The sequence below is a fragment of the Streptomyces sp. NPDC007971 genome (genome assembly GCF_042958635.1).
GTDB lineage: Bacteria > Actinomycetota > Actinomycetes > Streptomycetales > Streptomycetaceae > Streptomyces.
Genome location: NZ_JBIBJK010000005.1, coordinates 390,538 through 409,116 on the forward strand (window position 1 = coordinate 390,538; position 18,579 = coordinate 409,116).

Genomic DNA, 18,579 nt, shown 5'->3' on the forward strand with positions numbered 1-18,579 from the left:
CGACGCCTCACCGACCGGAGACCGGCCGAACCGGCTTGAACGGTGCGTAGTCAACCCGGGCCGGCCGAACCGGCTTGGACGATGCGTCTACAACCGGGCCGGCCGTGTCGGCTCGGGCGGTGCGTCGTCGGCCGGGGGCGGCGATGTCCGCTTGGGCGGTGCGTCTTCGGCCGAGGTCGGACGAGGTCGGCCGGATCCGGTGGGACGGGGCCTTTTCCGTCGGCCGAGACGGGTGGGTGGGTGGGAGAGGATTACGGCAGGGCAGCCGACAGTGCCGTCAAGAACCCGCCCACCGTGGCCCGGTCCCGCACGGCCACCCGTACCCACTCCTCCCCGAGCCCGGGAAACGTGTCCCCACGCCGTACCGCGTACCCCAGGTCCCGAAGACGCCGTCGTACCCCAGCGGCATCCGGCATGCGGACCAGCACGAACGGCCCCTCCGCAGGCTCGGCCACCCGCACACCGCGGGACGCGAACGCGGTGAGTCCGGCCACCAGATGGGCCCGGTCCGCGGCAATCCGGTGCGCCGCATGCGCCGCCTCCGCCAACGCCCGCGGCGCCACGCACGCCCGGGCCGCGGCCAGCGCCGGCGTCGACACCGGCCACAACGGCTGGGCCCGCTCCAACTCGGCGACGATCTCCGAAGGAGCCAGCACGTACCCGATCCGCAGCCCCGCCAGCCCCCACGTCTTGGTCAGGCTCCGCAGCACGACGAGACCGGGCACGTCGGTGCGTCCGGCGAGCGCCTCCCGCTCACCCGGCACCGCGTCCATGAACGCCTCGTCGACGACCAGGATCCGCCCCGGACGGGCGAGAGCGGCGATCGCGGCGGCCGGATGCAGCACCGACGTCGGGTTCGTCGGATTCCCGACCACCACCAGATCGGCGTCCTCCGGGACGTCCGCCGGATCCAGCCGGAAGCCGTCCGCCTCCCGCAGCAACACCCGGTCCACGGTGTGCCCCGCGTCCCGCAGCGCCGCCTCCGGCTCGGTGAACTGCGGATGCACGACCACCGGCCGCCGCACCTTCAGCGCCCGCGCCAGCAGCACGAACGCCTCCGCCGCACCCGCCGTCAGCAGCACCCGCTCCACCGGCAGCCCGTGCCGGGCCGCCACCGCCGCCCGCGCGGCCCGCCCGTCCGGGTAGGCCGCGAGCGACGACAGGGACCGGGTGATCTCCTCCCGCAGCCAGGCCGGCGGTGTGTCCGCGCGGACGTTGACCGCGAGGTCGGCCAGCCCGGCCCCGTCGTCACGGACCTCGGAGTCCCCGTGGTGGCGCAGATCGTCCCCGGTGCTCTCCGGGGTCCCCGGGCTGCCCATGTTCCCCGGGCGGCCCGTGTTCCCCGCGCTTCCCGTGCTCGCCGGGCTGCCCGTGCTCCCCGTGTTCCCGGTGTCCTCAGTGCGCATGGCTGTGCGAGTGCCCCCCGTGGTGATGGTGCCCGTGGTGGTGGCCGTCGTCGTCCGGGTGGAAGTGCGGCTGCTGCGGCAGCCCCACCTTGTCCTCGAAGCCCGGCAGCGCGATCCGGTACACGCAGGAGTCGCAGTTCATGCGCAGGTCGCCCTTGACGGCCTCCTCGTACCGCTCCATCACCAGGTCCAGCAGCTCCGGCTCGGGCCCGATGACGTCCGCCGGGCGCACCTCGACCTCCGGGTGCGCGGCGGCCCAGCCCTCGGTCTGCTGCCGCACCCGGTCCGGCAGGATCCCGGTGAACAGGAAGTAGGGGAGGACGACGATCCTGCGCGCCCCCAGCCTCGCGCACCGGTCGAGCCCGCTCGGCACGTCCGGCGCCGCCAGCGACACGAACGCCGTCTCCACACCGGCGTACCCGCGTCCCTCCCACAGCAGCCGCGCCGCCTTGCACACCTCGGCGTTGGCGTCCGGGTCGGTGGAGCCCCGCCCCACCAGCAGCACGGTGACATCGGCCCGGTCCTCGGGCGTACGGGCACCGCCCCCGAGGGCCTCGTCCAGGCGCCGCTCCAGGACGTTCAGCAGCGTCGGGTGCGGGCCGAGCGGACGCCCGTAGGTGTACGAGATCCCGGGGTGCCGCTCCTTCTCGCGTGCCAGCGCCGCCGGGATGTCCCCCTTGGCGTGCCCGGCGGACACCAGCATCAGCGGCACGGCCGCGAACCGCCGTACGCCCCGTTCGACCAGGTCGGTGACGGCCTCGCCCAGCGGCGGCGGGGACAGCTCGATGAAGCCGCCCGCGACGGGCAGGTCCGGGTGGCGGCGGCCCAGCTCCCGTACGAAGTCGCGGAACGCCTCGGCTCCGGCCTCGTCCCGGGTGCCGTGACCGGCGATGAGCAGGGCGGGCGGCGGGGTGGTCACGATTGCTCCTCGGAATGCGAAAGGGGGTGGTACAGCAGGGCGTTGAGCGCGGCGGCGGCGACCGCCGACCCGCCCTTCTCGGACACGTTGCTCACGGCGGGCAGCCCGCTCGCGCGCAGCGCCTCCTTGGACTCGGCCGCGCCGACGAAACCGACCGGCAGGCCGATCACGAGCGCCGGGGAGGCGTCCAGCGTCAACAGCTCCTCCAGGGCGGTCGGCGCACAGCCGATCACCCACAGCGCGCCCGGCCCGACCTGCTCGTACGCGAGCCGGACGGCGTGCGCCGAACGCGTCAGCCCGGGGCCGGACACCGCGTCCTTCAGCCGGCACACGGTCTCCTGCCGGGTGATGCCGGCCGCGACCATCTCCACGTCCACGACGACGGGCGCCCCGGCGTGCAGCGCGGCATGCGCCGTGACCAGGTCGCCCTCGTCCATGACGAGATCGGTCGCGTACTCCAGGTCGGCGGCGGAGTGGATGACCCGCTCCACCACCGCCCGGGTCAGCGGCGGGAGGTGCGAGGTGTCCAGCCGGGCGCGCAGCCGCCGGAAGGACTCCTGCTCGATGGGATGGACCACACGGGCCGCGGGGTTCACCGGGCGCCCTCCTGCCCTGCGGCGGAGCCGCTCGTCGACGGGGCCTCCTGCCAGCGGTAGCCGCGCGGGGTCACCATGCGCCCCGCGACGTTCCGGGTCGCCGTGTTGCCCACGGTCACGACCGTCATCATGTCGACCGTCGCCGCATCGAGCGCGGCCAGGGTCGTGAGCCGGCTCGACTCGTCCGGCCGCGAGGCGTTGCGGACGACACCGACGGGCGTCGTCGGCTCCCGGTGCCCGGCGAGGATCGCCAGCGCCTTGGGCAGCTGCCAGTCGCGGCCCCGGGAGCGCGGGTTGTAGAAGGTGACCACGATGTCCGCCTCGGCCGCCGCCCGCACCCGCCGCTCGATGACCTCCCACGGCGTGTGCAGGTCGGACAGGCTGATCGACACATGGTCGTGGCCCAGCGGCGCGCCCAGGATCGCCCCGGCCGCCAGCGCGGCCGTCACGCCCGGCACGCCGACCACCTCGATGTCGTCGGACGCCTCGGCGAGCGCGGGGGAGGCCATGGCGTACACGCCCGCGTCCCCGCTGCCGATCAGCGCCACCGCATGCCCCTTGCGGGCCTCGGCGACGGCCGTACGGGCCCGCTCCTCCTCCGCGCCGAGCCCGGACTCCAGCACCCGGGTGCCGGGCCGCAGCAGGTCGCGGATCTGGTCGACGTACTGGTCGAGCCCCACCAGGACGGAGGCCCGGCGCAGCTCGGCCTCGGCCCGCGGGGTGAGCAGGTCCCGGGCGCCCGGGCCGAGCCCGACCACCGCGAGCCGGCCGCGCCCCGGGCGTCGTACGACGGCACAGGTCGCCATCGCGGGCCGCCCGTCCGCCCGCACGGACTTCCGCTTGGGCACGAGGAGTTCACCGCCGCGCACCAGCGCGGCGGCCTCCGCCACGGACGGGGTGCCGACGGCCGCGAGCGGCGCGTCGGACGGGTGGGGCACCGCCACGGCCGCCAGCTCCTCGGCCGGGTACGTCACCAGGGGCACCCCCAGCCCCTCGGCGGCGGCGACGATGCCGGGCTCCTCGGACTTGGCGTCCACGGTGGCGAGTTCGGCCACCGACGCGACCGAGAGCCCCGCCTCCCGGAGCGCCTCCTCGACCAGCCCGAGCACCTCGTCGGCCGGCGCGTCCTTGGAGGCACCGACCCCGACCACCAGGGACGGCGGCCTGAGCAGCACCTCCCGTTCGCCCGCGGTGACGGCCCGGTCCGTGAGCCGGATCGTGTACGACCCCTCGGGCGCGGTCGGCAGCGGCGGCAGCGGCCACGGCACCTCGGCCTCCAGGACGACCGCCTCGCCGTCCAGCAGGGCCCGCGACACCGTCGCCACCGACCCCTCGTACGGGAGCCCGAGGGTGTCCAGGCCCGGCAGCCCCACCGCGTCCGTCGCGGTCGTCACCACCGGCTCGGCCCCCAGCAACGCGCCCACCTCACGGGCGAGTCCGTTGGCTTTGCCGCCGTGCCCGCCGACCAGCGACACCGCGAACCGGCCGCCCTCGTCGACGCACACCACACCCGGGTCCGCCGCCTTGTCGCCGAGCAGCGGCGCGAGCAGCCGTACCGTCGCGCCGGTCGCCAGGAAGCACACCAGCTGCTCGCAGTCGGCGAACGCGGCCCGGACGGCCTCCCCGACCGGGCCGTCGTACACCCGCGTACGGTCCGGCCAGGCCGCGGCCAGCCGGTCGCGCGCCGCCGCCCCCGCCGCGGTGGCGGAAATGAGGCCGATCACTGGACTACTCCTTCACTGGAGGACGGGGCTCTGACGCCCCACAGCAGGAAAACGGGGTTGGTCGCCGCCAGCCGGGTCACGTCCCCCGGCAGCGGCGCCAGCCGGGACGACTGCAGCAGCACCCCGTCACAGGTGAACCCGGCACCCGTCAGCGCCTCGCGCGCCGCCGGTACCCGGTCGAGTGCGGCCATCGCGACGACGACGGTCCGCCGCGCCCGGCGCGCCGCGGCGCCGACGACGGCGGGCAGCTCGCGTCCCCCGCCGCCGACGAACACGGCGTCGGGATCGTCGAGCCCCTCCAGCGCGGCCGGAGCCGCACCGTGCACGACGTCCACGTCGACACCGTGGGCGCGTGCGTTGGCGCGGATCCGCTCCACCCCGTCCGGTGCCTTCTCGACGGCGACCACGGCCGCGCCGAGCCGCGCGCACTCCACGGCCACCGAACCCGAGCCCGCGCCGACGTCCCACACCAGATCGCCCGGGCGCGGCCCGAGCCGGGCGAGCGCCAGGGCCCGCACCTCGAACTTGGTGATCATCGAGTCCCGGTGCACGAACGCGCTCTCGTCCAGGGCCCAGCCGGCCGGCCGCGCCGGCACCGCGGCGAGCGTGCGCACGGCACCGAGCGCCCGCGTCTCGTCCAGGCACAGCACCACGCTCACCGCCGTACCCCAGGTGCGGGCCGCCGCCTCGGCGGGCGTCACCCGCTCCACCCGCTCGCGCTCCGGATCGCCGAGCGCGCTCGCCACGACGAGGACACGGCCCTCGCCCAGGGCGGCCCCCAGCTCGGCGGGCCCGGCGCCCGGCCCGGTCAGCACCGCCACCTTCGGGTGCGCCCGGCACACGTTGACGGCCGTGCGCGGATCGCGCCCGTGCGCGCTGACCACGACCGCGTCGTCCCAGGGCAGCCCGACCCGCGCGAACGCGGTGGCCACCGACGACACCCCGGGTCGCACGTCCAGCCGCCCGGGCCCGAACCGCTCGGCCAGCGCCCGCACGATCCCGAAGAACCCGGGATCCCCGGAGGCCAGCACGAGGACCGGCAGCTCCTTGCCGGCGAACTCCCCGATCGCGTCCAGGGCGGGCGCCAGCGGGCCGAGCACGATCCGTTCCGCGCCCGCGGGCAGCCGCACGGAGTCCAGATGGCGCCGCCCGCCGACGACCAGGGCGGCTCCGGCCAGGACGTCCTCGGGGACCGGCGCGCCCGTTCCCGTACCGACGACCGTGATCAACTGCTCGCACCCCGTTCGCGCAGCGCACGGCGCGCCTCGGGGTCGGCCTTGCGGTACCCGTGGAAGTGGCCGGGGTGGTAGAGGTGCGAACGCGTCCCGTGCGCGTCCAGCGCCGGGCCGACCAGGAAGAGCGTGTGCTTCCAGAGCCTGTGCTCCTTGACCGTCTCCTCCAGCGTGCCGATCGTGCACTTCACGACCAGCTCCTCCGGCCAGGTCGCCTGGTGGGCGACGACCACGGGGGTGTCCGTCGGGTAGCCGCCCTCCAGCAGCTCCCGCACCAGCTGGCCGCTGCGCGCCGCCGACAGGAAGACCGCCATGGTGGTGCCGTGCCGGGCGAACTCGCGCACCTCCTCGCCGGGCGGCATCGGCGTCTTGCCGCCGCCCAGCCGGGTCAGGATCACGGACTGGGCGACCTCCGGGACGGTCAGCTCGCGCTGGGCGAGCGCGGCGACGGCGGAGAAGGACGAGACACCGGGCACGACCTCCGTCGCGATCCCGATCCCGGCGCACCGGTCCAGCTGCTCCTGGGTGCCGCCCCACAGCGCCGGGTCGCCGGAGTGGATACGGGCCACCTTCAGCCCCTCGGCGCGGGCCCGCTCGTACACGGCGACGACGTCCTCCAGGGACATGGCCGCCGAGTCCAGGATCTCCGCGTCCTCGCGCGCGTGCTCCAGGACCTCGGCCTGGACCAGGCTCGCGGCCCAGATCACCACGTCGGCCTCCGCGATCGCGCGTGCGGCGCGGAACGTCAGCAGGTCGGCGGCGCCGGGGCCGGCACCGACGAACGTCACCTTGCCGGTGGGGGCATCGGCCATGGGAAGGGGTCCTCTCGTACGGAAACGCAAGGCGTATGCGGGTGGAATGTCAGGGTCTGGGGGAGTGTGGAAGGCGCCGGATGTGCGCGAAGGTGCTTCCATCGGATAGCAAGGGCCTATGGCGGTCTTTGTCGCGCTCGGCGCGTTCCTGATGACGCTGGCCGGCGGCTGGACGGCACAGCGCGTGACCGACCGTCGCCATCTCGTCCTGGGACTGGCCGGCGGTCTGATGCTCGGCGTGGTCGGCCTCGATCTGCTGCCGGAGGCGCTGCACGCGGCCGACCGCGAGATCTTCGGCGTCCCCGCGGCACTGCTGCTGTTCGTGGCAGGCTTCCTCGTGGCCCATCTGGTGGAACGCACGCTCGCCGCGCGCCAGGCGGCCCACGGCGGCGCCGAGCACAACCACCGTGCGCCCGAGGTGGGCCTGACGGCGGCCGCCGCGATGGTCGGCCACAGCGCCATGGACGGGGTGGCGATCGGCGCGGCCTTCCAGGTGGGCGGGGGCATGGGCACCTCCGTCGCGCTCGCCGTGATCGCGCACGACTTCGCCGACGGCTTCAACACCTTCACCATCACGAGCCTGTACGGCAACGCGCGCCGCCGAGCGATAGGCATGCTCGTCGCCGACGCCTGCGCACCGCTCGCCGGCGCCCTGTCGACCGTCTTCTTCCACATCCCCGAACCGGTGCTCGGCGGCTATCTCGGCCTCTTCGGCGGCGTACTGCTCTACCTCGCCGCCGCCGAGATCCTCCCCGAGGCCCACCACGAGCACCCGGCCCGCTCCACCCTGCTGTGCACGGTGGCGGGCGCCGCCTTCATCTGGCTGGTGGTCGGCATCTCCGGCGGCTGACCGCACGGGCCCACTCACAGCTTCCCGCCCCGCCCGCCGTCGCGCCGCGGCGGCGCGATCAGCGTCGAGAGATACGGCAGCGGCTCCCCGTCCAGCTCGGCGGCCGGCCGCACCGACTCCTCCGGCAGCCCGAGCGCGGACCCCCACACGGCGTCCCCGATCCGCCCGGTCTCCCGCAGCGCCTCGGCCACCTCGGCGGCCTGCCGCCCGAACTTGTACGCCACGACGGTCCCCGGCCCGGCCAGCGCCTCCTTGAGCACGGCCGCCCCTGCCGTCACCGGCACCAGCGTCAGCGGCTCGGTGCCCTCGGTGAGCACGGCACCCGACCGCGCGGCCAGCTCCTGCATGGCGGTGATCCCGGGCACCGTCTCCACCACGGCACCCGGCACCAGCTCACCGACGGTCTGCGCGAGATAGGTGAACGTCGAGTACACGTTCGGATCCCCGATGGTGGCGAAGGCGACGGACCCGTGCGCGCGCAGCAGCCCGGCGACCCGCTCGCCGGCCGCGTCCCAGGCCGCCTCCCGGCGCGCCCGGTCGGTCCGCTCGTTCAGCGCGAACACCACCCGGACGACCTTCTCGGCGGGCACGTAGTGCAGCACGGTCGCCTCGGCCCGGCCGCGCTCGCCCGTGTCCATGACGGGGACGACGACGACCTCGGCCGCGCGCAGCGCGTTGACCCCCTTGACGGTCACCAGTTCCGGGTCACCGGGACCGACCCCGACACCGATCAGCCTGCTGCTCATGACGTCCGGCACCTCTCCACGAACCGACGGGCCACACCGGGCTCGGACGCCCAGTGCGTGTGCAGATAACTCGCGTGCACGCCCTGCTGTACAAAACCTTCGACCCGCCGCACCGGGGTGCGCAGACCCCAGGCGGGGGCCGCACCGGCGCCGGGCTCGACGACCGTGCGGTGGAACTCGTGCCCGCGCATCCGCGTCCCCGCGACGGCCAGCACACTGTCCCCGACGGCCACCGCGTCCCGGTAGCCCAGGGTGAGCCGTTCCGTCATCCGCGCGGTGGCGTCCAGCACCGCGCACATGGGCCGGCCGTCCAGCTCCCGGCAGAGATAGAGGAGTCCGGCACACTCGGCGGCCACGGGAGCACCGCCGAGGGCGAGAGCGGCGATCGCCCTGCGCAGCGGCTCGTTGGCCGACAGCTCACCGGCGTAGACCTCGGGGAAACCGCCCCCGATGACCAGCCCGGCGGTCCCCTCGGGCAGGTGCTCGTCCCGCAGCGGATCGAAGGTGATCACTTCGGCCCCGGCGGCGGTGAGCAGCTCGGTGTGCTCGGCATAGGAAAAGCTGAAGGCGGCCCCACCGGCCACCGCAACAACGGGCCTCCGCCCCCCACCGGCCCGATCCCCACCAGCCCGATCCCCACCGGCCGGCGTCTCGGCTCCGGCGGCATCCCGGGCCCCGCCGGTCCGCATCTCGGTCTCGGGCGCCGTGACGGCCCCGGCCGGCCCCGCCGCTCCCGCGGCCACCCGAGCCGCGCCGCCGTCGTCGGCCTGCTGGTCGGCGGACTTCTCGGCCGACCGGGTCGGGTGGAGGGTGGGCGACGCGGGGGTCCAGGGGGCGGAGCCCCCTGGTACGGGACCGGCAGCACGGGCCAGTGCCTCCAGCGCCGCCAGGTCGCACCCCCGCGACACCTGCTCAGCCATCGCAGCAACGGCCCCGACCGCAGCAGAGCGCCGCTCGGCAACCGGCACCAACCCCAGATGCCGTGACGGCGTATCCACCTGAGGCACCCGCCGCAACACCCCCAGCACCGGCACCCCGGAGGCATCCAGCGCCTCCCGCAACAGCGCCTCGTGCCGCTCCGAGGCCACCTTGTTCAGGATCACGCCGCCGATCCGCACCCCCGGATCCCAGGAGGCGAACCCGTGCACCAGCGCCGCCACCGACCGGGACTGCGACGACGCGTCCACGACCAGCACCACCGGCGCCCCGAGCAGCTTGGCGACATGGGCCGTGGACGCGAGTTCCCCCTCGCCCGCGGCCCCGTCGTACAGCCCCATCACACCCTCGACGACCGCGAGGTCACACCCCTGCGCCCCGTGCAGGAACAGCGGAGCGACCAGCTCCGGCCCGCACAGGTACGCGTCCAGGTTGCGGCCCACCCGCCCGGTCGCGAGCGTGTGATACCCGGGGTCGATGTAGTCCGGCCCGACCTTGTGCGGGGACACGGCGAGCCCCCGCGCGGCGAACGCGGCCATCAGCCCCGTGGCGACGGTGGTCTTGCCGCTGCCGGACGACGGCGCGGCGATGACCAGCCGGGGGACGGAACTCACCATTCGATGCCCTTCTGGCCCTTCTGCCCCGTGTCCATGGGGTGCTTGACCTTGGACATGTCGGTGACGAGGTCGGCGAGGTCCACCAGCTTCTCCGGCGCGTTACGACCGGTGATCACCACATGCTGGGTACCCGGCCGGTTCCGCAGGACGTCCACGACCTCGTCGGTGTCCACCCATCCCCAGTGCATCGGGTAGGCGAACTCGTCCAGCACGTACAGCCGGTACGTCTGCGCGGCCAGGTCCCGCTTGACCTGCTCCCAGCCCTCCCGGGCCTTCTCCTCGTTGTCCATCTGAGCGTCCCGCTGGACCCAGGACCAGCCCTCGCCCATCTTGTGCCAGTCGACGGTGCCGCCCTCGCCACAGGCGCCGAGCACCCGCAGCGCGTTCTCCTCGCCGACCTTCCACTTCGCCGACTTGACGAACTGGAACACCCCGATCGGCCAGCCCTGGTTCCAGGCGCGCAGCGCCAGACCGAACGCGGCCGTCGACTTGCCCTTGCCGATCCCGGTGTGCACGACGACCAGCGGCCGGTTGCGCCGCTGCCGGGTCGTCAGCCCGTCCTCCGGAACCACACTCGGCTGTCCCTGCGGCATTACGCGGCCCTCCTCGAAGTCCCCTGCACGTCCCTGACCAGACCGGCGATCGAGTCGGCCCGCAGCTCGTCCAGCGTGACGGCCGTGCCGCCCAGCTCGCCCGCGAGCCGCCCGGCGAGCCCGAGCCGCACCGGCCCCGACTCGCAGTCCACGACGACCGAGGCGACCGACCCGGCCGCGAACAGCCGGGCCGCCCGTCCCGCCAGCGCGACCGGCTCGGGGCCGCCCGTGGCCCGCCCGTCGGTCACCACCACGACCAGCGCCCGCCGCGCCGGGTCCCGCAGCCGCTCCACGCGAAGTACCTCGTGCGCCTTGAGCAGCCCGGCCGCGAGCGGCGTACGGCCGCCCGTCGGCAGCGACTCCAGCCGGACGGCCGCGGCGTCCACGGACGAGGTCGGCGGCAGCGCGACATCGGCCGAGGCGCCCCGGAAGGTCACCAGACCCACCTTGTCCCGCCGCTGGTAGGCGTCCAGGAGCAGGGACAGCACGGCACCCTTCACGGCGCTCATCCGCTGCCGCGCCGCCATCGACCCGGAGGCGTCGACCACGAACAGCACGAGGTTGCCCTCGCGCCCCTCTCGCGTCGCCTGCCGCAGATCGTCCCGGCGCAGCACCAGCCCCGGCCCGGACCGCCCGCGCGCCCGCTGGTGCGGGGCTGCGGCCTGCACGGTCGCCGCCAGGTGCAGCTTGGTCAGCGTGCCCCGGGGCCGCCGGGCCCCGGTGGTCCGCCCGTGCTCGGTCCGCGCCCGCGAGCGCCGCCCGGCGGCACCCTCACCGAGCCCCGGCACGCTCAGCACCTTCGTACGGAACGGTTCGGCCGCCCGTACGGGCTGCTGCTCCGCGGCGCCGGAGGCCTGCGGCGAGCCGCCCTCACCGGTCTCGGGCTGCGCGGCGCCGCCGCCGTCGTCCTGCGGGCCGCCGTCGGGCGCCGGCCGCCCACCGCCGCCACCGGGCCCGTCGGGGTCCGGATCGTCGTCGCCCTCGCCGGAGAACTGCTCCAGCGTCTCGTCCAGCTTGTCCTCGTCGAGGCCCGGTGCGTCGAAGGGGTTCCTGCGCCGCCGGTGCGGCAGCGCGAGCAGCGCGGCCTGCCGCACGTCCTCGGCGAGCACGTCCGTGCGCCCGGCCCACGCGGCGAGCGCGGTCGCGGTGCGCGCCATCACGATGTCGGCGCGCATGCCGTCCACCTCGAAGGCCGCACAGGTCGCCGCGATCTGCCTGAGCGCCCCGTCGCCCAGCCGCACCTGCGGCAACAGCTCCCGCGCCGCCACGATCCGCCCGCGTACGGCGGCCTCCTCGTCGGCCCACCGCGCGGCGAAGCCGGCCGGGTCGTCGTCGTAGGCCAGCCTGCGCCGTACCACCTCCACCCGCTGGTCGGGCTCGCGCGAGGCCGCAACCTCCACGGTCAGCCCGAACCGGTCGAGCAACTGCGGCCGCAGTTCGCCCTCTTCGGGGTTCATGGTGCCGACGAGCAGGAAGCGGGCCGCGTGCCGCACCGAGACGCCCTCGCGCTCGACGTAGGACGCGCCCATCGCCGCCGCGTCCAGCAGCAGGTCGACCAGATGGTCGTGGAGGAGGTTGACCTCGTCCACGTACAGGATCCCGCGGTGCGCGTCGGCCAGCAGGCCCGGCTCGAACGCCTTCACGCCCTCGGCGAGGGCCCGCTCGATGTCGAGCGCGCCCACCAGGCGGTCCTCGGACGCGCCGACCGGCAGCTCGACCATCCGCGCGGGCCGCGACGCACCGGCGCCGGCCTCGTGCGGACCGTCCGGGCAGGACGGGTCGGGTGCCGCCGGGGCACAGGAGAAACGGCACCCGGGGACCACGGACACCTGAGGCAGCAGCGCCGAGAGGGCCCGCACCGCCGTCGACTTGGCGGTGCCCTTCTCGCCGCGCACCAGCACACCGCCGACCGCCGGCGAGACGGCGTTCAGCAGCAGCGCGAGCCGCAGGTCGTCCTGGCCGACGACGGCCGTGAACGGAAACGGGGTACTCACTTCTCGTCGCCCTCCAGGTCGCCTTCCAGCTCCAGATAGGTGGCGCGCAGCCGCTCCAGCGTGTCCGCGTCCGGCTCGGCCCACAGCCCGCGGTCCGCCGCCTCAAGCAGCCGCTCGGTGACACCCCGCAGCGCCCACGGGTTGGACTTCTTCATGAAGTCCCGGTTCTCCGGGTCGAAGACGTACTCCGCGCTGAGCTTCTCGTACATCCAGTCGTCGACCACGCCCGCCGTGGCGTCGTAGCCGAACAGGTAGTCCACGGTCGCCGCCATCTCGAAGGCGCCCTTGTAGCCGTGCCGGCGCATGGCCGCCATCCAGCGCGGGTTGACCACGCGGGCCCGGAAGACGCGGTGCGTCTCCTCGCCCAGCGTGCGCGTCTTCACCTGGTCGGGTACGGCACTGTCGCCGACGTACGCCTCGGGGTTGGTACCGGTCAGGTGGCGGACCATGGCGACCATGCCGCCGTGGTACTGGAAGTAGTCGTCGGCGTCGACCAGGTCGTGCTCGCGGGTGTCGACGTTCTTCGCGGCGACCGCGATCCGCCTGAACGCGGTCTCCATGTCCCCGCGCGCCGCCCGCCCGTCGAGCCCGCGCCCGTACGCGTACCCGCCCCACACCGCGTACACCTCGGCGAGGTCGGCGTCCGAGCGCCAGTTGCGGGCGTCGATCAGCGGCAGCAGGCCGGCGCCGTACGCCCCCGGCTTCGAGCCGAAGACACGGGCCGTCGCGCGCCGCCGGTCGCCGTGCTCGGCGGTGTCCTCGTCGGCGTGCGCCTTCACGAAGTTCTGCCCGGCGGGCTCGTCCAGTTCGGCCACCGCCCGCACCGCGTCGTCGATCAGCCCGACCACATGCGGGAACGCGTCCCGGAAGAAGCCCGAGATACGGACCGTGACGTCGATGCGCGGCCGGCCCAGCTCGGCGAGGGGAATCACCTCGAAGCCCGTCACCCGGCGCGAGGCGTCGTCCCAGACCGGGCGGCAGCCCAGCAGCGCGAGGATCTCGGCGATGTCGTCGCCCTGGGTGCGCATCGCCGAGGTGCCCCACACCGTCAGGCCGACCGACTTCGGGTACTCACCGTTGTCCTGCAGATACCGCTGGACGAGCGAGTCGGCGAGCGACTGGCCGACCTCCCAGCTCAGCCGGGAGGGGATGGCCTTGGGGTCGACCGAGTAGAAGTTCCGGCCGGTCGGCAGCACGTTGACCAGACCGCGGGTCGGCGAGCCGGACGGGCCCGCCGGGACGTAACCGCCGTCCAGCGCCCTGAGGATGTGATCGATCTCGTCACTCGTGCGGGCCAGCCGCGGGACCACCTCGGTGCAGGCGAACTCCAGCACCGCCAGCGCGTCCGGGAGGTCGGTGCCCAGGACCTCGCGGACCAGCGGCCCGCTCTCGGCGACCGCCCAGCCACGGGCCTCCATGCCCTCCGCGATCCGCCGGCACAACTGCTCCAGCAGGTCGATCGCGTCGGCCGCCGTACGGGAGGGCCCGTCGGCCAGGTCCGTCAGTTCGGCCGGCACCTTCACCGGCGCGCCCGGCTCGGCGAGCAGCTCCTTCTCCACGAGGCCGAAGTGCCCGGCCAGCGATGCCCGCAGCCCCGGCAGCGCGTTCGCCTGCCCGCCCCACACCTGGGAGGCGCGCAGCACGGCGAGGACGAGGTTCACGCGCGGCTCGCCGACCGGCCCGCCGCCCAGGATGTGCAGACCGTCCCGGATCTGCACGTCCTTGATCTCGCACAGATAGCCGTCGATGTGCATGACGAACTCGTCGAAGTCGTCGTCGCCCGGCTGCTCGTCCACGTGCAGGTCCTGGTGCAGCTCGGCCGCCTTGACCAGGGTCCAGATCTGCGCCCGCACGGCCGGTGCCTTCGCCGGGTCCAGGTCGGAGACGAGCGCGTACTCGTCCAGCAGCTGCTCCAGCTTGGCCAGGTCGCCGTAGGTGTCGGCACGCGCCATCGGCGGCACGAGGTGGTCGACGACCGTGGCGTGCCCGCGCCGCTTGGCCTGGGTGCCCTCGCCGGGGTCGTTGACGATGAACGGGTAGATCAGCGGGAGGGCGCCGAGGACGGCGTCCGGCGCACAGCCCCGGGAGAGGCCGAGCCCCTTGCCCGGCAGCCACTCCATCGTGCCGTGCTTGCCCATGTGCACGATCGCGTCGGCCCCGAAGCCCCCCTCGGACGCCGAGGCCTCCAGCCAGCGGTAGGCGGCCATGTAGTGGTGCGACGGCGGCATGTCGGGGTCGTGGTAGATCGCGATCGGGTTCTCGCCGAAGCCGCGCGGCGGCTGGATCATCACGACGACGTTCCCGAACTGCAGGGAGGCCAGCACGACGTCGTCGCCGTCCACGTACAGGCTGCCCGGCGGCTCGCCCCACGCCTCCACCATGGCGTCCCGCAGCTCGGGGTCGAGCCGGTCGAACCAGGCGCGGTAGTCGGCCAGCGGCACGCGCGCGGGCGCCGCGGCCAGCTGCTCCTCGGTGAGCCACTCGACGTCGTGCCCGCCGGCCCCGATGAGCCGGTGGATCAGCTCGTCGCCGTTGTCCGGGTAGTCCGTGAGGCCGTACCCGGCCTCCTTGAGGGCGTCCAGGACGCGCACCGCGGACGCGGGCGTGTCCAGGCCGACCGCGTTGCCGACCCGCGAGTGCTTGGTCGGGTAGGCGGTGAAGACGAGCGCCAGCTTCTTGTCGGCGTTCGGCTTGTGCCCGAGCCGCGCGTGCCGTACGGCGATGGCGGCCACGCGCCCGGCCCGCTCGGGGTCGGCGACGTACACCGGGACCTCGTCCGGGCCCTGCTCCTTGAAGGAGAACGGCACCGTGATCAGGCGCCCGTCGAACTCCGGGATGGCGACCTGCATCGCCGCGTCCATGGGGGAGAGCGCGGCGTCCGACTCGTCCCAGGCGGCCCGCGAGGAGGTGAGGCAGAGCCCCTGCAGCACCGGGACGTCCAGGTCGGCGAGCGCCCCGATGTCCCAGGCCTCCTCGTCACCGCCGGCCGAGGCCTCGGAGGCGTGCGTGCCGCCGGCGGCGAGGACGGTGGCGACCAGGGCGTCGGTCCGGCCGAGGATCTCGTACAGCCCGGCGTCCGCGCCGCGCAGCGAACCGCAGTACACGGGCAGGGCGTTGGCGCCCTGCGCCTCGATCGCCTCGCACAGCGTGTCGACGAAGGCGGTGTTGCCGCTCAGCTCGTGGGCCCGGTAGAAGAGCACGCCGACGGTGGGGCGGCCCTCGGCGAACCCGCGCTCGCCGTGTACCCCGTACTCCGGCATCTTCCGCGGCTCCTCGAACCCCTCACCGGTCAGCAGCACGGTGTCGGACAGGAACCGGGTCAGCTCGGCCAGGTTCGCCGGGCCGCCCTCGACGAGGTACTTGAGCGCCTCCGCCACGACACCCGCCGGAACGGACGACTCGGCCATCAGCTCGGCGTCCGGCACGGCCTCGCCGCCCAGCAGCACGGTAGGGATCCCGGAGGCCCTGAGCGCGGCGAGCCCGTCCTCCCAGGCGCGCTTGCCGCCCAGCAGCCGTACGACGGCGAGGTCCGCGCCCTCGATCAGGCCGGGCAGCTCCGCCGCCACGTCCACCCGGGTCGGGTTGCCGATCCGGTACGCGGCGCCGGAGGCCCGGGCCGCCAGCAGATCGGTGTCGGCGGTCGACAACAACAACACTGTGCTCATGCGGGTGCTCCCGGTGGAATGAAGGGCAGTCCTTGCGGCGCGCCCGACTCGATGAGCCGCCAGAGCGCGTCCGTGTCCGCGTGCTGTTCGATGAGGTCGCCGAGCCGGTCGAGCTGCTCCTCGCGCAGCGCGGCGAACGAGGTGTCCGGGGCCGGCACGAAGCGGCGGCCCGCGGCGGCCGCCACCTCGCGCAGGAAGGCCCGCCTGAAGCCGTCCGACTCCAGCGAGCCGTGCCAGTGGGTGCCCCAGGTCCGGCCGACCCGGCAGCCGTCCAGAAAGGCTTCACCGCCGGTGACCTCGGCCACCCCGTGATGGATCTCGTACCCCTCGACCGGCTCGCCGAGGGCCTCGCCGACGGGCCGTTCCAGGGTCTTCTCGCGGGCGAACCGCACCCGCACGGGCAGGACACCGAGCCCGGGGACCGCGCCGGCCCGCGACTCGACCTCGTCCTCGATGTGCTCGCCGAGGATCTGGAAGCCGCCGCAGATGCCGAGGACCGGGCGGCCCTCGCGGGCCCGCCGGACGAGCGCGTCCGCAAGCCCGCGCTCGCGCAGCCACTCCAGCGCCCGTACGGTCCCGCGCGTGCCCGGGACCACCACGAGGTCGGCGTCCGCCAGCTCCTCCGGCCGGTCCACGAACCGGACCACGACGCCCGGTTCGGCGGCCAGCGCGTCCACGTCCGTGAAGTTCGACATGAGCGGGATCGCGCAGACGGCGACCCGCAGGACGTCCTCGCCGACCGGGGGAGTCACGGCGGACTCGCGGACCGTGCCCCGCAGGGACACCCTCAGCCCGTCCTCCTCGTCGATCCCGAGCCCGTGCCGGAAGGGCAGGACGCCGTACGTGCGCCGCCCGGTGAGCCCGTGCAGCATGTCCAGGCCCGGCTCCAGCAGGGAGACGTCCCCGCGGAACTTGTTCACCAGGAACCCGGCGACCAGTTCCTGGTCCTCGGGCGAGAGCAGGGCGAGCGTGCCGAAGAACGAGGCGAAGACACCGCCGCGGTCGATGTCGCCGACGACGAGCACGGGCAGCCGCGCGCCCCGCGCGATCCCCATGTTCACGATGTCGGTCCGCCGCAGATTGATCTCCGCGGGCGAACCCGCCCCCTCACAGATCACCGCGTCATACGTGCCCCGCAACTCGGCCAGACAGTCCAGGACCGTGCCCAGCAACTGCTGCTGGCGCCCTCCGTGGTAGCCGCGTGCGCTCATCTCGCCCACCGGCCTGCCCAGCAGCACCACCTGGCTGCTGCGTTCACCACCGGGCTTGAGCAGCACGGGGTTCATCAGCGCGGTCGGCTCGACGCGGCAGGCCTGGGCCTGCATGGCCTGCGCCCGCCCGATCTCAGCGCCCTGGCGCGTCACGAACGAGTTGAGGGACATGTTCTGCGCCTTGAAGGGCGCGACCTTGACGCCCTGGCGCACCAGCCACCGGCAGATCCCTGCCGTCACGACGCTCTTTCCGGCGTCGGAGGTGGTGCCGGCCACGAGGAGACCGCCGTTCACTTCCCACGTCCCTTCACGAGTCGGCGCGCGGCGACGGTGACGCCGAGCGCGAGCAGGCCGACGCGGCGGGAGAGCCGTACGGCCCGGTCGACGTCGGTGACTTGGACGGCCCGCCCGGTGTCCCCGTTGAGGACGGGCCGGTGCTCGACGCGCCCGCCGTAGGAGAGCGTCCCGCCCAGGCGCACGCCGAGCGCGCCCGCGAACGAGGCTTCGACGGGCCCGGCGTTGGGGCTCGGGTGCCTGTGGGCGTCGGCCCGCCAGGCGTGCAGGGCGCCACGGGGATCGGGTCCGGCCACCGCGGCGAGTACGGCGGTCAGCCGCGCCCCGGGCCAGCCGGCGAGGTCGTCGAGGCGGGCCGAGGCCCAGCCGTAGCGCCGGAAGCGGGGCGACCTGTGACCCACCATCGCATCCAGGGTGTTGACGGCCCGGAACCCGAGCAGCCCCGGCACCCCGCCCACCGCGCCCCACACCAGCGCACCCACGACGGCGTCGGAGGTGTTCTCGGCGACGGACTCCACGACGGCCCGGGCGATCCCGTCGGCGTCGAGGGCCTGCGGATCCCGGCCGCACAGATGCGGCAGTCGCGCCCGCGCCGCCTCGACGTCCCCGGCCTCCAGGGCCCGGCCGATGGTCCGGGCCTCCCGGGCCAGCGAAGTACCCCCGACGACCGCCCAGGTGGCGGCGGCGGCCAGTGCGGCGGAGGCGACGGGACGGCGGCGGACGGCCCGTTCGGCTGCGGCGCCCACGGCGACGGCGCCGCCGGCGCAGACGGCGGTGTGCAGCGCGCCCCAGCCGCGGTGGTCGTGCCACAGCACCCGCTCCACGGCTGCGGCCGCACGTCCGAACGCGGCGACCGGATGCCCGCGGCGCGGATCGCCGAGGATCAGATCGCCGAGAAGGCCGGCGGCGGCGCCGTACGCGTATGAGCGATCGGCACCCATCGGCTCAGCCGACCGTGGGCTCGGAGGAGGTTCTGGTACTGGT

The 18,579-nt window shown here is 74.6% G+C and carries 14 protein-coding genes; 1 reads left to right on the forward strand and 13 read right to left on the reverse strand.

Going from position 1 to position 18,579, the window contains the following annotated elements; genetic code table 11:
* Window positions 1-251 precede the first annotated feature (251 nt).
* From cobC to cobM, 6 genes are all read right to left on the reverse strand, one after another.
* Window positions 252-1,319, reverse strand: a complete 1,068-nt coding sequence (gene cobC / locus ACFZCP_RS13110; protein WP_391426911.1) for an Rv2231c family pyridoxal phosphate-dependent protein CobC — start codon at window positions 1,317-1,319, stop codon at window positions 252-254.
* 76 nt (window positions 1,320-1,395) lie between these two features.
* On the reverse strand, window positions 1,396-2,325 hold the full coding sequence (locus tag ACFZCP_RS13115; RefSeq protein ID WP_391426759.1) for a CbiX/SirB N-terminal domain-containing protein: 930 nt from the start codon (window positions 2,323-2,325) through the stop codon (window positions 1,396-1,398).
* Window positions 2,322-2,921: a precorrin-8X methylmutase gene (locus tag ACFZCP_RS13120; protein ID WP_362696792.1), complete on the reverse strand. Its 600-nt coding sequence runs from the start codon at window positions 2,919-2,921 to the stop codon at window positions 2,322-2,324. Before ACFZCP_RS13120 ends, ACFZCP_RS13115 begins: the two co-directional genes overlap by 4 nt.
* Window positions 2,918-4,645, reverse strand: coding sequence for a precorrin-3B C(17)-methyltransferase (cobJ, locus tag ACFZCP_RS13125; protein WP_391426761.1), 1,728 nt, complete (start codon window positions 4,643-4,645; stop codon window positions 2,918-2,920). The genes ACFZCP_RS13120 and cobJ overlap by 4 nt, the downstream gene beginning before the upstream one ends.
* The gene (gene cbiE / locus ACFZCP_RS13130) at window positions 4,642-5,874 is read right to left on the reverse strand and encodes a precorrin-6y C5,15-methyltransferase (decarboxylating) subunit CbiE (protein ID WP_391426763.1); all 1,233 of its coding nucleotides are present in this window, start codon (window positions 5,872-5,874) and stop codon (window positions 4,642-4,644) included. Before cbiE ends, cobJ begins: the two co-directional genes overlap by 4 nt.
* Window positions 5,871-6,689, reverse strand: coding sequence for a precorrin-4 C(11)-methyltransferase (cobM, locus tag ACFZCP_RS13135; protein WP_391426766.1), 819 nt, complete (start codon window positions 6,687-6,689; stop codon window positions 5,871-5,873). Before cobM ends, cbiE begins: the two co-directional genes overlap by 4 nt.
* 118 nt (window positions 6,690-6,807) lie before the next feature.
* Between cobM and ACFZCP_RS13140 the strand changes: the two genes are divergently transcribed.
* A complete protein-coding gene (locus ACFZCP_RS13140) occupies window positions 6,808-7,539 on the forward strand; it encodes a ZIP family metal transporter (protein WP_362696800.1) in 732 nt (243 codons plus the stop codon).
* 14 nt (window positions 7,540-7,553) lie between these two features.
* Here the strand turns inward: ACFZCP_RS13140 and cobI are convergent, their stop codons facing one another.
* Genes cobI through ACFZCP_RS13175 form a run of 7 tightly spaced genes read right to left on the reverse strand, consistent with a single transcriptional unit; the run spans window position 7,554 to window position 18,536 of the window.
* Window positions 7,554-8,285, reverse strand: a complete 732-nt coding sequence (gene cobI, locus ACFZCP_RS13145) for a precorrin-2 C(20)-methyltransferase (protein ID WP_391426767.1) — start codon at window positions 8,283-8,285, stop codon at window positions 7,554-7,556.
* Window positions 8,282-9,838, reverse strand: coding sequence for a cobyrinate a,c-diamide synthase (locus ACFZCP_RS13150; protein ID WP_391426769.1), 1,557 nt, complete (start codon window positions 9,836-9,838; stop codon window positions 8,282-8,284). The genes cobI and ACFZCP_RS13150 overlap by 4 nt, the downstream gene beginning before the upstream one ends.
* The gene (gene cobO, locus ACFZCP_RS13155; protein WP_391426771.1) at window positions 9,832-10,431 is read right to left on the reverse strand and encodes a cob(I)yrinic acid a,c-diamide adenosyltransferase; all 600 of its coding nucleotides are present in this window, start codon (window positions 10,429-10,431) and stop codon (window positions 9,832-9,834) included. The genes ACFZCP_RS13150 and cobO overlap by 7 nt, the downstream gene beginning before the upstream one ends.
* Entirely contained in the window at window positions 10,431-12,425 is a 1,995-nt protein-coding gene (locus tag ACFZCP_RS13160) for a putative cobaltochelatase (protein WP_391426774.1), read from the reverse strand. The genes cobO and ACFZCP_RS13160 overlap by 1 nt, the downstream gene beginning before the upstream one ends.
* Window positions 12,422-16,090 carry a cobaltochelatase subunit CobN gene (gene cobN, locus ACFZCP_RS13165; RefSeq protein ID WP_391426776.1) on the reverse strand — a complete coding sequence of 1,223 codons (3,669 nt, stop codon included), beginning with the start codon at window positions 16,088-16,090 and terminating at the stop codon, window positions 12,422-12,424. The genes ACFZCP_RS13160 and cobN overlap by 4 nt, the downstream gene beginning before the upstream one ends.
* A complete protein-coding gene (locus ACFZCP_RS13170; protein WP_362696812.1) occupies window positions 16,087-17,595 on the reverse strand; it encodes a cobyric acid synthase in 1,509 nt (502 codons plus the stop codon). The genes cobN and ACFZCP_RS13170 overlap by 4 nt, the downstream gene beginning before the upstream one ends.
* Window positions 17,592-18,536: a cobalamin biosynthesis protein gene (locus ACFZCP_RS13175; RefSeq protein ID WP_391426779.1), complete on the reverse strand. Its 945-nt coding sequence runs from the start codon at window positions 18,534-18,536 to the stop codon at window positions 17,592-17,594. The genes ACFZCP_RS13170 and ACFZCP_RS13175 overlap by 4 nt, the downstream gene beginning before the upstream one ends.
* Window positions 18,537-18,579: the final 43 nt, after the last annotated feature.

What these genes read in the sequence shown, in the direction of transcription:
- ACFZCP_RS13150 (WP_391426769.1), bottom strand. Translation starts at nt 9,838, where the DNA reads ATGGTGAGTTCCGTCCCCCGGCTGGTCATCGCCGCGCCGTCGTCCGGC.
- cobI (WP_391426767.1), bottom strand. Translation starts at nt 8,285, where the DNA reads ATGAGCAGCAGGCTGATCGGTGTCGGGGTCGGTCCCGGTGACCCGGAA.
- ACFZCP_RS13140 (WP_362696800.1), top strand. Translation starts at nt 6,808, where the DNA reads ATGGCGGTCTTTGTCGCGCTCGGCGCGTTCCTGATGACGCTGGCCGGC.
- cobN (WP_391426776.1), bottom strand. Translation starts at nt 16,090, where the DNA reads ATGAGCACAGTGTTGTTGTTGTCGACCGCCGACACCGATCTGCTGGCG.
- cobC (WP_391426911.1), bottom strand. Translation starts at nt 1,319, where the DNA reads ATGGGCAGCCCGGGGACCCCGGAGAGCACCGGGGACGATCTGCGCCAC.
- cobO (WP_391426771.1), bottom strand. Translation starts at nt 10,431, where the DNA reads ATGCCGCAGGGACAGCCGAGTGTGGTTCCGGAGGACGGGCTGACGACC.
- ACFZCP_RS13175 (WP_391426779.1), bottom strand. Translation starts at nt 18,536, where the DNA reads ATGGGTGCCGATCGCTCATACGCGTACGGCGCCGCCGCCGGCCTTCTC.
- cobM (WP_391426766.1), bottom strand. Translation starts at nt 6,689, where the DNA reads ATGGCCGATGCCCCCACCGGCAAGGTGACGTTCGTCGGTGCCGGCCCC.